Annotated in this window: 10 protein-coding genes, 2 tRNA genes and 1 pseudogene; 5 read left to right on the top strand and 8 right to left on the bottom strand. The window is 69.6% G+C overall.

The annotated features are described in order from the left end of the window. Window positions 1-59: 59 nt before the first annotated feature. Window positions 60-1,511 carry an amidase gene (locus tag ACODR1_RS24395; protein ID WP_488882754.1) on the bottom strand — a complete coding sequence of 484 codons (1,452 nt, stop codon included), beginning with the start codon at window positions 1,509-1,511 and terminating at the stop codon, window positions 60-62. Between the two features lie 180 nt (window positions 1,512-1,691). Continuing rightward, window positions 1,692-3,923, bottom strand: a complete 2,232-nt coding sequence (locus ACODR1_RS24390; protein ID WP_488882753.1) for a S9 family peptidase — start codon at window positions 3,921-3,923, stop codon at window positions 1,692-1,694. 167 nt (window positions 3,924-4,090) lie between these two features. On the opposite strand from ACODR1_RS24390, the gene ACODR1_RS24385 reads away from it, so the two are divergent. Both ACODR1_RS24385 and ACODR1_RS24380 read left to right on the top strand, forming a co-directional pair. Then, window positions 4,091-6,343: a TonB-dependent receptor gene (locus ACODR1_RS24385; protein WP_488882752.1), complete on the top strand. Its 2,253-nt coding sequence runs from the start codon at window positions 4,091-4,093 to the stop codon at window positions 6,341-6,343. Window positions 6,344-6,439: 96 nt separating this feature from the next. Continuing rightward, a pseudogene (locus tag ACODR1_RS24380) lies at window positions 6,440-6,535 on the top strand (hypothetical protein); the annotation flags it as partial. A gap of 29 nt (window positions 6,536-6,564) precedes the next feature. Here the strand turns inward: ACODR1_RS24380 and ACODR1_RS24375 are convergent. After that, a complete protein-coding gene (locus tag ACODR1_RS24375; protein WP_488882751.1) occupies window positions 6,565-7,548 on the bottom strand; it encodes an alpha/beta fold hydrolase in 984 nt (327 codons plus the stop codon). Between the two features lie 105 nt (window positions 7,549-7,653). Here ACODR1_RS24375 and ACODR1_RS24370 point away from each other — a divergent pair, with 105 nt between their 5' ends. Further along, the gene (locus ACODR1_RS24370) at window positions 7,654-8,874 is read left to right on the top strand and encodes a multidrug effflux MFS transporter (protein WP_488882750.1); all 1,221 of its coding nucleotides are present in this window, start codon (window positions 7,654-7,656) and stop codon (window positions 8,872-8,874) included. 207 nt (window positions 8,875-9,081) lie between these two features. Here the strand turns inward: ACODR1_RS24370 and ACODR1_RS24365 are convergent, their stop codons facing one another. From ACODR1_RS24365 to rlmB, 5 genes are all read right to left on the bottom strand, one after another. Further along, the gene (locus ACODR1_RS24365) at window positions 9,082-10,230 is read right to left on the bottom strand and encodes a hypothetical protein (protein ID WP_488882749.1); all 1,149 of its coding nucleotides are present in this window, start codon (window positions 10,228-10,230) and stop codon (window positions 9,082-9,084) included. 78 nt (window positions 10,231-10,308) lie between these two features. Continuing rightward, a complete protein-coding gene (locus ACODR1_RS24360) occupies window positions 10,309-10,692 on the bottom strand; it encodes a DUF423 domain-containing protein (protein ID WP_488882748.1) in 384 nt (127 codons plus the stop codon). A 4-nt stretch (window positions 10,693-10,696) separates the two neighbouring features. Further along, window positions 10,697-11,425, bottom strand: coding sequence for a TerC family protein (locus tag ACODR1_RS24355; RefSeq protein ID WP_488882747.1), 729 nt, complete (start codon window positions 11,423-11,425; stop codon window positions 10,697-10,699). Window positions 11,426-11,541: 116 nt separating this feature from the next. After that, window positions 11,542-13,101, bottom strand: coding sequence for a stalk-specific protein StpX (gene stpX / locus ACODR1_RS24350; RefSeq protein ID WP_488882746.1), 1,560 nt, complete (start codon window positions 13,099-13,101; stop codon window positions 11,542-11,544). Window positions 13,102-13,192: 91 nt separating this feature from the next. Beyond that, complete coding sequence (rlmB, locus tag ACODR1_RS24345; protein WP_488882745.1) at window positions 13,193-14,029, bottom strand: 23S rRNA (guanosine(2251)-2'-O)-methyltransferase RlmB; 837 nt, start codon at window positions 14,027-14,029, stop codon at window positions 13,193-13,195. A 176-nt stretch (window positions 14,030-14,205) separates the two neighbouring features. Between rlmB and ACODR1_RS24340 the strand changes: the two genes are divergently transcribed. After that, window positions 14,206-14,289 (top strand) — tRNA-Tyr (locus tag ACODR1_RS24340). Window positions 14,290-14,396: 107 nt separating this feature from the next. Then, window positions 14,397-14,470, top strand: a tRNA-Gly gene (locus ACODR1_RS24335). Window positions 14,471-14,581 lie beyond the last annotated feature (111 nt).

The following is a 14,581-nucleotide window of genomic DNA, read 5'->3' as shown; positions in this document are numbered from 1 at the left end:
GCCTTACTCGCCGCTTGATCATCCAGACAGTCGCTCTCTCAAAGAGAGAGGGATCAAACCTACTGCCCAACCGTCGTCTTCATCTCCGGCGGCTTCCTTCGCATGGTCGCCTGTTCGTAGGCGTAGCCCAGGCTCAGCAGGCGGGCTTCGCTCCAGGCCGGGCCGATGAACGACAGCCCCACCGGCAGGTCTTCGACCTGGCCCATCGGCACGGTCAGGTGCGGATAGCCGGCCACGGCGGGCAGGGTGGTGGCCGAGGCGCCGTAGTGGTCGCCGTTGACGGGATCGATGGTCCAGGCCGGCCCGGTGGTCGGGGCGACGATGGCGACCGCGCCGGTCTCCTTCAGGATCCGGTCGATCCCTTCCTGTCCCGCCAGCCGCTTGGCGTCGGCCTTGGCCTTCAGGTAGTCGGGGTCGTCCAGGCCCTTGGTCGCTTGCGCCCTCTCGAAGGTTTCCTGGCCGAACCAGCGCAGTTCCTCCGGCGTGGCGGCGTTGAAGGCGATCAGGTCGGCCAGGGTGCGCGGCTTGACCTTCTTCGGATCGGTCGAGGCCAGGTAGGCGGCGATGTCGGCCTTGAACTCGGTGAACAGCACCAGCCCCTCGGCCTTGCCGACGGGACCTTCGTCGAAGGTCTTCACCTCGACCAGGGTCGCGCCCTGGGCCGCCAGGTCCTTCAGCGCCTGCTCGAACACCGCGTCGGTCTTCGGGGAATCTCCGGTGTAGAACCGCGCCACCGCCAGGGTGACGCCCTTCAGCGCGTCCTTCGACAGGGCGGCGGCGTAGTCGCCCTTGCGAGCGTCGGCCTCCAGCGTCGCGGGATCTGCCGGGTCCGAGCCGGCCATGGCGGTCAGCAGCAGGGCCGCGTCGCGCACGGTGGTGGTCATGGGCCCTGCGGTGTCCTGGCTGTGGCTGATCGGCACGACGTGGGTGCGCGAGACCAGGCCTACCGTGGGTTTTAGGCCCACCAGGCCGTTCATGGCGGCGGGGCAGGTGATCGAGCCGTCGGTCTCGGTGCCGATGGCGGCTGTCGCCAGGCCCGCCGCCACCGCCGCGCCCGAGCCGCTGGACGAGCCGCAGGCGCTGCGGTCCAGGGCGTAGGGATTGCGTGTCAGGCCGCCGACGGCGCTCCAGCCGCTGGTCGAGCGCGACGAGCGGATATTGGCCCATTCCGACAGGTTGGCCTTGCCCAGCACCACCACGCCCGCCGCCCGCAACCGGGCGACCAGCGGCGCATCGCGGCCGGTGACGTTGTCCTTCAGCGCCAGCGAGCCGGCGGTGGTGGCCATCGGGTCGAGGGTTTCGATGTTGTCCTTGATCAGGATAGGCAGGCCGTGCAGTGGGCCGCGCGTCTTGCCGGCCTTACGCTCGGTGTCGAGGGCGCGAGCGATCTTCAGGGCGTCGGGATTGATCGCGATGACGCTGTTCAGGCGGCCGTCGAGCGCCTCGATGCGCTTCAGAGCCGTCTCTGTCGCTACGCTCGCCGAAGGCTCGGCGGCGGCGGGGAGGGCCATCAGGGCGGCGGAGCCGGCGAGCAGGATAAGACGCTTCAAGTTTCTCTCTCCTGCGCCGACCTTTGGCCCGCCCTCGTCCTTCGACAGGCTCAGGATGAGGGCTAAGTCCGGCGTCGCAGTAGAAATCCTCACCCTGAGCCTGTCGAAGGGCGAGGATTTCGCACTGGCGTTATTTTCCGATCACTCGCCTTTCAGCTTGCGGTCGAAGAAGTCGAGGTGCGTCTTCATCACGTGCAGCCCCTTGGACCGGCTGCGGATCACGCTGTGGCGCTCGCCCGGATACAGCATGGTCTCGAAGGCGATGCCCTTCTTCTGCAAGGCCGCCAGCACACGGGTGCTGTTCTCGAAGATCACGTTGTCGTCGGCCATGCCGTGGATCAGCATCAGGCTGCCGGGCTTGAGCTTGTCGATGCGGTTGAGGAAGTCCGAGGCCGCGTAGCCGGCCTTGTTCTCGTCGGGCTTGCCCATGAACTGCTCGGTGTAGTGGGTGTCGTAGAGGCCCCACTCGGTCGGCGGCGCGCCCGAGACGCCGGCCTTGAAGGGCGTGCCCTCGGCGCTCAGCATCATCAGGGTCATGAACCCGCCGTACGACCAGCCCATCACGCCCAGGCGATCGGCGTCGACGTAGGGCAGGGTCTTCAGGAAGGCCGCGCCGACGAACTGGTCCTCGACCTCGACCGTGCCCATGCGGCGGTCCAGCGCCGTCTTGAACGCCGTCGAGCGGTTGGACGAGCCGCGGTTGTCGAGCTTGAACACCACGTAGCCGGCGTTGGCGAAGGCCTCGTCGTTGACGCCCCAGGCCTTGGTCACGCGCTGGGCGTGCGGGCCGCCATAGACCGAGACGATCACCGGATACTTCTTGGCCGCGTCGAAGTTGGCCGGCTTCAGCAGCGAGTAGTGCAGCACCTGGCCGTCGGCGGCCTTCAGCGTGCCGAACTCCGGAACCAGGTGGTCGGCGGCGTAGGGCGCGTAGGGGTGGGCGGCGTCGAGCCTGTTCTCCTCGATCCAGCGCACGCGCTTGCCGGTCGGGTCGTAGAGCGCCGTCTGCGGCGGGGTCTTCGGATCCGAGTACGAGCCGACGAAGGCGCCGTTGGCGGCGACCTTGGTGGTCCACCAGCCGCCGGCCGAGGTCAGGGCCTTGGGCGCGCCGGGCTTGATGTACGAGACCGAATAGAGCCGGCGCTCGATCGGCGTGTCGATCGAGGCGCTGAAGAACACCAGGCCGCGCTTCTCGTCGACCTCGTCGACGGCCTCGATCTTGTCGACCGGCCAGTCGCCCTTGGTCACCTGCGCGAGCAGTTTGCCGTCGGCGGCGTAACGATAGAGGTGCTTGTTGCCCGACTTCTCCGACGACCACAGGAAGCTGCCGTCCTTCAGCGGGCGGAAGTCGTCGTGCAGTTCCACCCAGTGCGGGTCGGTCTCGGTCAGGATGGTCTTGCCCCCAATCTGACCCTGGCCGCCGGCCGGGCTGAAGGCGATCAGGTCGAGGGTCTTCTGGTCGCGGCTCTGGCGCTGGACATAGAGGGTCTTGCCGTCCTTCGACCAGGCCACGCGGGCCAGGTAGATGTCCTTGTCGGCGCCCAGGTCGATCTGCACCACCTTGCCCGAGGCCAGGTCCTTGACGAACAGGTCGACGATGGCGTTCGGGCGGCCGGCGCGGGGATAGCGCTGGTCGATCACGGTCGCGCCCGCCGGGCCGATGTCGGCGCGCGGCACGATGTCGACGCCGCTTTCGTCGACGCGGGTGTAGGCGATCTGGCGCTCGTCCGGCGACCACCAGTAGCCGGTGTTACGGTCCATCTCTTCCTGGGCGATGAACTCGGCCACGCCGAACGACAGGGCGCCCTTGCCCTCGGCGGTCACCGCCGTCTCCTCGCCGCCGGTCAGCGGACGCACATAGAGGTTCTGGTCGCGGACATAGGAGACGAACCTGCCCTTGGGCGAGACCTTGGCGTCGACCTCGTCGCCCGGGGTCTGGGTCAGGCGGGTCACCTTGCCGTCGGCGACGCTGTCGACATAGAGGTCGCCGTCCAGCGGCACGAGCACGAAGCGGCCCTCGCTGTCCCAGCTGTATTCGACGACGCCGCGGGCCAGCACCCGGGCGCGCTCGCGACGGGCGATCTCGGCTTCCGACAGCGCCTTGTCGCCCGACGACAGGGCGTTGGCGTCGATCAGCCGGTAGGGCTCGCCGCCCTTCACGTCCACCGCCCACAGGTCCTGCACGTTGGCCGCCTCGGGCTTGGCCTTCAGGTAGGTCACCCGCTTGCCGTCCGGCGACAGGGCCACGCCCTTGGCGGTCGGGCCGTTGATGTCCGGGTCGGAGAACAGGCGCTCGGGGGTGAGTTTTTCGGCCATCACGGGGGAGGCCAGGGCGAGACAGGCCGAGAGGGCCAGGAGCGAGGGACGGATCATGGCGCGGACGCTAGTGCGCAGCGTGGCCGTTGTCAGCCCCCGTGCGTGCGATCCGAAGCTCCGCTTGAGAATCGTTACAATATAACATAACGGAAATGCGCGACGCGGATCGGCTCAGGAGAGCCATCGCGTTTCCCTGCCATTTCCTTCCCGGACAGCGTGCCCCCTTGCGTAGATTCCTGCTCGCCTTCGCCTCGCTCCTGCCGCTCGCGGCCGTTCCCGCCCATGCCGAGGAGGGCGGCGAGGCCCCCACCGCCATTCAGCCCGTCCTCGTCGAGGGCCCCCAGGACGAGCTTGGCCCGGTCCTGACCGCCTCGCGCTCGGTCCTGGCCGGCGAGGCGCTGGCCCGCGTGCGCGCCACGAGCCTGGGCGAGACCCTGGCCAAGACGCCGGGCGTGCAGAACAGCGCCTTCGGCCCCGCCGCCGGCCGTCCCGAGATCCGCGGCCAGTCGGGCCCGCGCGTGGCGCTGCTGGTCAACGGCATGCCTTCGCGCGACGCCTCGACCCTGTCGGGCGATCACGCCGCGCCCATCGAGCCGTTCCTGGCCGACCGCATCGTCGTCTCCAAGGGCCCGGCTTCGGTTCTGAACGGCGGAGCGGCCATCGGCGGCGCGGTCGACGTCATCGACGGCCGCATCCCGACCCGCGTTCCCGCCCAGCCCTTCTCCGGCCGGGCCGAGATCAGCGGCGGCTACAACACCGGCTCGGCCGCCATGGCCCGGCTGGACGGCGGCCAGGGCGAGTGGGCCTGGCATCTGGACGCCCTCTATCGCGACGCGCCCGACCTGCGCATTCCCGGCGGCTCGAAGGACGCGGCCTGCCGCACCTGGAAGTCTCTGGTGTCCAGCACCTACGTCCAGACCCTGTGCCAGGTGCGCCTGTCCAATCCGACCTGGGTGCGCGACCCGGCCACCGGCCTGTGGGTCGACGGCACCCCGCCCGAGCGCCAGGTCATCACAGACCGCAATCCCGGCGCCGACGGCCGACTGTCGAACAGCGGCCTGACGACCAAGGTCGCCACGCTGGGCGCGAGCCGGATCACCGCCGACGGCTATTTCGGCGCGGCCGTGCAGCGCTATGTCAGCGACTACGGCGTGCCGGGCTTCGCCTACATCACCTCCAGCCACCCCCAGCCTTCGCCGATCGGCCTGCAGGTCCGCTCGACGCGTTTCGACGTCAAGGGCGGCCTGACGCCCGACGCCCTGGGCGTGGCGCGCATCGACTTCGCCCTGGCCCGCACCGAGGGCGACGACCGCGAGGTGATCGATGGCCAGCCCCACACCCGCCTGCGCACAGAGGCCGACGACCTGCGCATCGACGTGACGCACAAGCCGTTCGCGGGTTTCACGGGCCTGGTCGGCGTGCAGGCCAGCCAGCGCGACCTCTTCACCGACGGCGCCAAGGCCTATCTGCCGTCGGTCGCCACGCGCGAGGACGCCGTCTACTGGACCGAGCAGTTCGCCTGGCGCGCCCTGACCGTTAAGGCCGGCGCCCGCGCGGGCCGCACCCGCTACGATGTCGACGAGGCCACCATCCGTCCGGGCCGGGGCCTGGGCTCGCTGGCCAAGGACCGCGATTACTCGACCACCGACCTGTCGGGCTCCGTGCGCTACGACGTGATCGAGGGCCTGTTCGTCGAAGCCCGCTATGACGAGACCGAGCGCGCGCCGTCGCTGATCGAGCTCTACGCCAATGGCGACCACTTCGGCATTCTCACCGAGGAGCAGGGCGACTCCCGCCTCAAGGTCGAGCGGGCCAAGACCACCGAGCTGGGCGCGGGCTTCCAGCGCGGCCGCTACCGCCTGACGGCGGCGGCCTATCGCACCGACTACGACAACTATCTCTATCTGGGGAACACCGGCGTCTCGCGGACCCTGCCGGTGCGCGAATGGCGCCAGGGCGACACCCGGATCGAAGGCCTGGAGATCGAGGGCTCAATCGCCTTCCGTGGCACGGCCGTCGGCGACATCGTGTTCGGCGGCTTCGTCGACCGGGTGCGCAGCAAGCCCCGCTACACCCTGCCGGACGGCTACAGCCCCTTCACCTCGTCCAAGACCACGGCCGACTGGGACAAGGAATACTTCCGCCGCAACCTCGACGGCGACTACCTGCCGCGCATGCCGGTTTCACGGTTCGGCGGCGACGTGGCCTGGTCGCACGGCGTCTGGAGCGCCAGCCTGGGCGCGGTTCGCTACGAGAAGCAGGATCGCATCGCCAAGAACGAGGCGCCTACGGCGGCCTACACCCTGGTCGACGCCCATGCCGCCTACGCCTTCGAGGCGCGCGGCGCCAAGTGGGAGGCCTTTGTCGACGCCACCAACCTGCTCGACGAGGAGGCCCGGGCCCACAACTCGTTCCTGCGCTACCGCGCCCCGATGGCGGGCCGTGCGGCGCGCGTGGGGCTGAGGGCTAGGTTCTAGCGCTTGCCGCCCCGCAACTTCCATCAGGGCTGTTTGTAGGCTGGAATGGAGGCGGCGTTCGGACGTCTAGGCCGAGTCGGTCTTTAGCCGCCCTGAGTGGTCCTCGCCCTTCGACAAGCTCAGGGTGAGGACCATTTACAGGCCCGATCGCTGGAAAAACCTCATCCTGAGCTTGTCGAAGGACGAGGTTTTCGCCCCGACGCCCAATGTGATCGGACGCCTCACCCCTTCGCAAACCGCCGCCCCAGCCAGTCGATGATCGCCGCGTTCACCGCCTCCGGCTTCTCCTGCTGGGTCCAGTGGCCGCTGCCCTCGACCAGCACCTTCTCCAGGTCGTCGATCTGCTCGCCCATGCGGTCGGCGAGCGAGGGCGGCAGCACCACGTCGTGCTCGGCCATGACCATCAGGCAGGGGACGCCGTCGATGCGGCGGGGCAGGGGCTCGGACCGTTCCCAATTGCGGGTGAAGTTGCGGTACCAGTTGATCGGGCCGGTGAAGCCGCCCTTCTCGAACGCCTCCACATAGACGGCCCGCTCCTCGTCGCTGAGGAACTGCTTGTCGTCGGTCGCCGGATCGTAGTGCTCCAGGGCCAGTTGCAGGGCCAGCGAGCGGCGCTCGGCCGGACGCGACGAGAATCCGACCACGCTGTCGCCGGGCAGGCGCATGAAGAAGCGCATGGTCTTGTCCACGTCCTGGGCGAACAGGGCGTCGGCCGCGCCCGGCGTCTGGAAGTGCACGATGTACATGTCCGGCCCGTAGGCGGCCTTGAACATCTCGATGGGGTCGATCGGCAGGCGCGGCACGAACGGGGTGTTCAGCCCGATGACCCCCGCCACGCGGTCCGGATGCAGCAGCGGCATGGCCCAGACGACGATGCCGCCCCAGTCGTGGCCGCAGAAGATCGCCTTCTCCACGCCCAGGTGATCGAGCAGGCCGACAAGGTCGCCGGTCAGGTGCTCCATGTCGTAGTCGGTGACCGCGGCGGGCTTGTCCGTCAGGCCATAGCCGCGCTGGTCGGGGGCGATCACCCAGTAGCCGGCCTGCGCGAGGGCTGCGACCTGATGTCGCCACGACCAGGCCAGCTCGGGAAAGCCGTGGGAGAAGACGATCGGGACGCCCTGGCGCGGTCCGGCCTCGTAATAGGCCATCCGCAAGCCGTTGATGTCGGCGAACTGCGGCTGCGGCCAGGTCTGCGCGGCGGCCATCGGCGTCTCCCTTGTTATGTTATCAGTGGTCAGATTGCGGGGCGGTGATCGACCGGGCAAGCGATAAAGGGTTCCCGTCGCGGCGGACGGGAGTAGAAGGCGCCCATGACTTCCGCCGCTTCCGCTTCCCCCTCCGCCACGCCCTGGCGGCTCGTCCTGCTTTTGGGGGCGCTGACGGCCTTCGCGCCGATGTCGATCGACATGTACCTGTCCAGCTTCCCGGCCATCGGCCAGACGCTGAAGGCGGGACCCGAACAGGTGCAGCTGACCCTGGCGACCTTCTTCGCCGGCATGGCCATCGGCCAGTTTCTGTATGGCCCGGCGTCGGATCGCCTGGGCCGTCGCGCGCCGATCCTGCTGGGCGTGGTCATCTACACCATCGCCTCGGTGACCTGCGCCCTGGCGCCCAATATCGAGGTGCTGCTGGGCGCCCGCTTCGTCCAGGCCCTGGGCGGCTGCGCCGGAGCGGTGGTGGCCCGCGCGGTGGTGCGCGACCGCTTCGACCACGCCGAGACGGCCCGGGTGCTGTCGCTGATGACCCTGATCATGGGCCTGGCGCCCGTGCTGGCGCCCCAGCTTGGCGGCCTGATCTTCGCCGTGGCCGGCTGGCGGGCGGTGTTCGGGGTGATGGCGCTGTTTGGCCTGGCCATCGGCCTGTGGGTGCTCCTGGGCCTCAAGGAGTCGCGCTCGGAAGAGACCGCCGCCCAGGCCAGGGCCGAGAACCCGCTGCGCGCCTTCGGCCTGCTGCTGCGCAAGAAGCGCCTCCTGGGCTACGGCATCGCCGGCGCGCTGAACGGCTCGGTGCTGTTCACCTATATCTCGACCTCGCCCGACCTCGTGATGGGGACCTACGGCCACTCGCCGCTGGTCTTCAACATCGTCTTCGCGGCGAACGCGGTGGGCATCATCGGCGCCAGCCAGGTCAACCGTCTGCTGCTTCGCCGGTTCAAGCCCGACGAGGTGCTGACCCGCGCCAGCCTGATCTCCACCGCCCTGGCGCTGGTCCTGACCTTCTTCGCCTGGACCGGCATCGGCGGGGAGTGGACCGTGCTGCCGCTGCTGTTCCTGGCGCTGTCGACCTACGGCCTGATGTCGGGCAACACCATGGCCGGCGCCCTCAGCGTCGACCCGCGCCGCGCCGGCTCGATCTCGGCCCTGATGGGCGGGGTCTCGTTCGGCGCCGGCGCGGTGGCCGCCTGGGCCGCCGGCCTGCTGCACGACGGCACCCCGCGCCCGGTGGCGGCGGTGATGTTCGCCTGCCTCGTCGGCTCGGGCCTGGCGATCTTCCTGCTGGCCGTGCCGAAGAAGGCGGCGGCTTCGGCCTAGCATCAAATCCCCCGTCATCCCGGCCCCCCGGGTCGCGCAGAGCGCGCCCGAGGACAGGCTCCGCGAAGCGGAGAGCCGGGACCCAGGGGACCGGGCGCCGCGCCTGGATCCTCCACCCGGCGACGGCCGACGCATTGCGCCGGCCCCTGGGTCCCGGGTCTGCGGCCCGCTTCGCGGACCTACGCCCGGGATGACGGCTGAGGGGTTCTAAGGCCCCGTCGGCCGCAGGCCGAACCAGCCGCCGTCGGCGTCGAACAGCACGTCCACGCGGCGCAGCGCATGCCGGCCGGTGTTCACGAAGGCCGTCGGCATCGGCGAATTGACCAGCACCTGGGTGGGGGCGATCGCATCTCCCTGGCCGGTCGTGAAGGCCAGGCTCGTGACCGGCTGGGTGGGCACGGTGATGGTCACGGTCTGGCCCGGCGCCAGCACCGTCGACTGGGTCTTGTCGTTGTTATTGGTCTGGGTCTGCGTCTGCAGGGCGGCGGGGTCGGCCACGCCCAGGTACATGGTCGGGATGCCAGTATCGATCAGCAGGGCGCCGGGCTGGGCGGGCAGGCCGCCGGCGGCGACCTGCATCGGCGCCTGCGGCCAGTCCATGGCGCCGTTGGGGCCCTGCTGGCCCAGCTTCACGAACCGGAAGCCGCCGGTGTTGGCCGGGGTAAGCCCCACATGCACGCCGTCGCGGGTCACCACATAGCCCCGGCGATAGCTCCCCGCCGCGATCGGCCGGCCGTCGATGGCGGCAAGGTTCAGCAGCGGGTTCTTCTGCGGCGTGCCCTGCGTCTGGCCGTTGCCCTCGCGCCCGAAGCCGACGCCCATATAGGCGATGCCCTTGGGCATGTTGATCGTGGCCTTGGGCGCGGCGCAGGTCCCCGGCGAGGTCTTCACGTCGTAGCCGGGGCACTTGTGCTCGATGTCGACCACCAGGATCGGAACCTGGGCCCGGGCCAACTCGGCGCCGCCCGCATCGACGAAGGCGACGCTGGTGGGGACCCAATGGCCCACCCACAGCCGCTTGCTGCTGCTCAGGAACTCCCAGCCGCGCGGATAGGCCTTCGCCTTGTCGGGAGACCAGCCGGGCAGGTCGGCGGCCGAGATCACCACCCCGGTCGAGCCGGTGTCCATCACCACCGGCGGCGGCGCATAAGCCCCCAGCGGTCCGTCCAGCCGCAGCGACACGGTCGGCGGCCCGTCGAACGGCGCCTGTCCGGCCGCCCAGGGCGTGAAGGGGATGAAGCGGCCCTGGTCGTAGGGTCGGAAGTCGGGCCCGGCCTGCGAGCAGGCCTGGGTCGCCAGCGCGGTCGAGGCCAGCAGCAGCGCGGCCGCGCCTTGGGAAATCCTGATCGGTCGCATGAAGCCTGTCCTCCCTGGGTGGAGTTCATGTCACTTCGTGCAACTTAGAATGATCTATCCGCGCCTTTGCAAGCGTGGCTAGGTCTGGTCGGCGACCTTGCCGGCGTTCCAGGCCAGGGCCAGCCAGCCGGCCAGGAAGGCGACGCCGCCGATCGGGGTGATCGCGCCCAGGATGCGCGGTCCGCTGAAGGCCATGGCGTAGAGCGTGCCCGAGAACACCAGCGTGCCGAACAGGAAAAGCCCCGCCGCCAGGCCCGCCGAGCGTCCCGTGGCTCGCGCCACGGCGAAGGCGGCGAACACCGCCAGCGCGTGGGTCATCTCGTAGAGGGCGCCGGTCTTCAGCAGTTCGGCCGGGCGGGCCTCGTGCACGCCGTGGGCTGCGAAGGCCCCGACGGCCACCGAGACGAAGCCGCTGAGGGCGGCCAGGCGCAGATAGGTCTTCGGGATCCAGATCTTCGCCATGGGCCTAGCGATGCTTCTCGTGCTGGGTCACTTCGTCGGGCTTGATGTCGATGACGCTCGGCGCGGCGGCGTTGTATTGCTCGGTCTTGTGCAGGTCCATGACCACGCTGCGGTGACCTTCCCAGATCATGTGCAGGGCGACGTAGAGCACGATGGCCAGGCCCACGAAGCCGATCCAGCGGTGCTTGTGCAGCAGCTTGGCGATGGCGTTGGCGGCCAGGCCCATCAGGGCGATCGACAGCAGCAGGCCGAAGACCATGACGCCCGGGTGCTCGCGGGCGGCGCCGGCCACGGCCAGCACGTTGTCCAGCGACATCGAGACGTCGGCGATCAGCACCTGCAGGAAGGCGCTCTTGAAGCTCTTGGCCGGCTTGGCGCGCGGCTCGGTGGTCGGGTCGCTGTCGAGCACGGCGGCGGCGTCGGCCTCGTCGTGCTGGGCCTGGTCGCGCATCTCGCGCCACATCTTCCAGCACACCCACAAGAGCAGGAACCCGCCGGCCAGCAGCAGGCCCACCACGCCCAGCAGCCAGGTGGTGATCAGAGCGAAACCGATACGCAGCACCACGGCCGCGCCCAGCCCGTAGAGGATGACCTTCTTGCGGTCCTTCACCGGCAGGCCGCCGGCGGCCAGGCCCACGGCCACGGCGTTGTCGCCGGCCAGGACGAGGTCGATCATCAGGACCTGGAGAAAGGCGGCGGCGGGGCCGTCGGGCGTGAAGAGCGTTTCGAGCATGCGGTCTCAATGAGGCAGGCCGCGCGCCCTGGCAAGGGCGCGAAGGCGGGCCGGAAACGAAAGCGGCGCGCCCTGCTGAAGGACGCGCCGCTTAAGGCTGTCGACGAGCGCCGATCCTAGTGGACCGGTTCGGGCTCGCGATGGGTTTCGGTCGCCGCCGGGGCGGGCGCTTCCGGTTCCGGCTCGACGTGGGCCTGCTCGCTGACGTGCTGCACCTGCGGGCTGTCGTCGGCGGGGGCGGGGAAGGGCTCGTGCTCGGCCGCCTGGGCGGCGGCCTGCTCGGCCTTGGTTTCCTGGTGGTGGTTGAACATCGCCGTGGCCGCGGCCCCCGCGATCGCGCCGCCGGCGGCGGCCACCATCGGGTTCACATAGGCCACGTCCTGCGACTTGGGCGTGTCGAACTCCGGCTCGTTGCGGCCGTAGTCGTGCAGGGTGCGGAACTTGCGGCGACGCTCGGCCCGCTCCTTGGCCTTGGCGGCGTTGCGCGAGATGGCGACCAGGATGATCAGGGCCAGCAGGACGAGGCCCGCGCCCAGCAGCGACTTGCCCGGAACCTTGCCGATGCCCGGCACTTCGTACTGCGTGTCCAGGAAGGCCGGCAGCTTGAAGCCGGCGGCGGCTTCCTTGGCCTTGGCCGGCACGGCGGCGACCTGCTTGCTGATCGAGCCCAGCGAGAACGGCTGGGCGGGCTTTGCGCCGTCCAGCGAGGCGCCGAACGAGGTGGAGAGCTGGCCCTTGGCCTCCGGCGTCGGCTTGACCTGCCAGGCGAAGGTGGTCGGCTCGCCCGGCTTGACGGTCGCGGTCTGGCGGCCGTTCGGGGTGATCTCGTAGCCCTGGCCTTCCAGGTCGGCATAGGCGCTGACCTTCTTGGCCGGCTTGCCGATGCCCAGCTTGGCGGCCTGCTGCTTGATCATGTCGCCCAGCGTGGCCGGCAGCGACAGGGTGACCTGGCCTTCCTTGCCGGTCTTCAGGCTCTCGGCGGTGGCCAGCACCGCGCCGCTGGTGGCGGCGGGAGCGACGGCGGCCTGCAGCTTCTCGACCTTGGGCGGCAGCTTGGCGGCGGCGGGCGCGGCCGGGGCCACGACCGGAGTCGGGGCCTTGGCCAGCTGCGCGGGCTTGGCGGGCGGGGCGACCGGCTTCAGGACCGGAGCCTGGGCGACGGCCTTGGGCGCCGGCTTGGCGGCGACCACGGCGGGCTTGGGCGCGGGCTTGGCCACGATCGGAGCCGGCTTCGGCGCCGCCTTGGCCACGACCGGGGCGGCCGGACGCGCGGCGGCGACCGGAGCGGGACGGGCGTGATGCGGCCTGGCGTGCGGACGGGCCGCCGGCTTGGCTTCACGCGGATTGGCGATCGGACGCATGGCGGTGACCAGCGTGCCGTCGGCCCGGCGCCAGGTCTTCAGCCGCGAATCGTCGGTGGTGACGGCGACCGGCTTGGGCTGGGCGATCGGACCGCCCAGCAGGCCGTCGGCCGGCGGAGCCTCGGCCGTGGCCGGCGGCGCGCCCAGCAGTTCGGATTTCTCGACGGGCGGCGGCGGCGCCGGCTCGTTGAGAGCCGACGACGTATCGGCCGGCTGCTTGGCGCCGCACCCCGCCAGCGCCAGCACGACAACGGCGGACGAGGCCAGGGCCGCCGTCCGGAACTTCACCTGCAACATCGGGTCCCCCGATCCCATGCTTCAAATCCTCCGCGAGCAAAGCTCGCGGAGGTACTCGTCCGCGAGGAAAACACGTCGTTGCGACGAAATCAAAACGGTTAATCGGGATTCACGAACCGATTTCCCCCGTGGCGCGAACTCGTGACGTTTCATAGAGCGCGATCGCCGCCGCGGCGGACACGTTCAGGCTCTCGAAGCCGCCGGGCATGGGGATTTTTCCCATCGCGTCGCAGTGCTCGGCCACCAGGCGGCGCACGCCTTCGCCTTCCGAGCCCAGCACCAGCACGGTCGGGCCGCCGTCGAGCACTTCTTCCAGGCTCGCTTCCGCCTCGCCGGCCAGGGCCACGGCCCGCCAGCCCAGTTCCGCCAGCTCCTCCAGAGCCCGCGAAAGATTGACCACGCGCGCGTAGGGCACCTTGTCGACCGCGCCGACGGCGGTCTTGGCCAGCACGCCGGAGAGGGCGGGGGCGTGGCGGTCCTGCAGCACCGCGCCCTTCACCCCGAAGGCGGCGGCCGAGCGGAAGATCGCGCCGACGTTCTGCGGGTCGGTGATCTGGTCGAGCATGACGATCACGCCCTTGGCCGGCGTGCCCAGTTCGGCCAGCGACAGCGGCTCGGGCTCGGCCACCTTCATGGCGATTCCCTGGTGCACCGCGCCCTGCGGCAGAAGCCGGGCGATATCGCCGGGTTCGAACACCTGCAGCGCGGGGTGGCGCTGCAGATTCGGCGCGAGTCGCTTGGCCCGGTCCGGGGTGACCAAAAGGCGCTTGGCGGGGGGTCTGGCGGGGTTGGAAAGCGCCGCTTCGACCGCGTGATTCCCCCAGATCCACTCCTTCTCGTCGCCCGACGGCTTGGAAAAGGTCTTGGTTTTCTGAGGCTTGGAGCGATTTTCACGTTCTGGCGCTTTTGGCCTTCTACGGTCGTTGCGTTCAGAATGAGAGGACACTATAAGACGCGCTCCGATTTGGGGGCCACGAGGTTCCGCGAGCCGGTCCGGCGGTGCTTAAGCACAGTCCGTTCCTGCTCAAAGAGCTTTTGTTCCTCGATCCACAGCGAGCCGTTTGACACGGACGCCAAGATCGAAGATATGGCCGCCTCTTCCGGTAGTTCACATCGCGCCGTGGGGGAATGTCCCGAGCGGCAAAGGGGGCGGACTGTAAATCCGCTGCGAAAGCTTCGAAGGTTCGAGTCCTTCTTCCCCCACCACGCGCGATGAACACCGGAAGGAGGGCTTGAGGCCCCCGAGCCAAGAGACGGGAGCCGATCGCGACCCCGCTGCCAGTTATAGCTAGGCCCAAGTCTAGCTTACGAGGGCGGGTATAGCACAATGGTAGTGCAGCAGCCTTCCAAGCTGAGGATGCGGGTTCGATTCCCGCTACCCGCTCCAGCTCCCCCCAAGACGTTACACGTAATCAATCAGCCGCCGGCGCGAAGGTAGAGACGATGGCCAAGGAAAAGTTCGAACGTAATAAGCCGCACTGCAACATCGGCACCATCG

This window comes from Caulobacter sp. FG7, from assembly GCF_057808875.1.
Note: the sequence above shows the minus strand (reverse complement) of the source record. Positions and strands in the feature narration are given on the sequence as shown.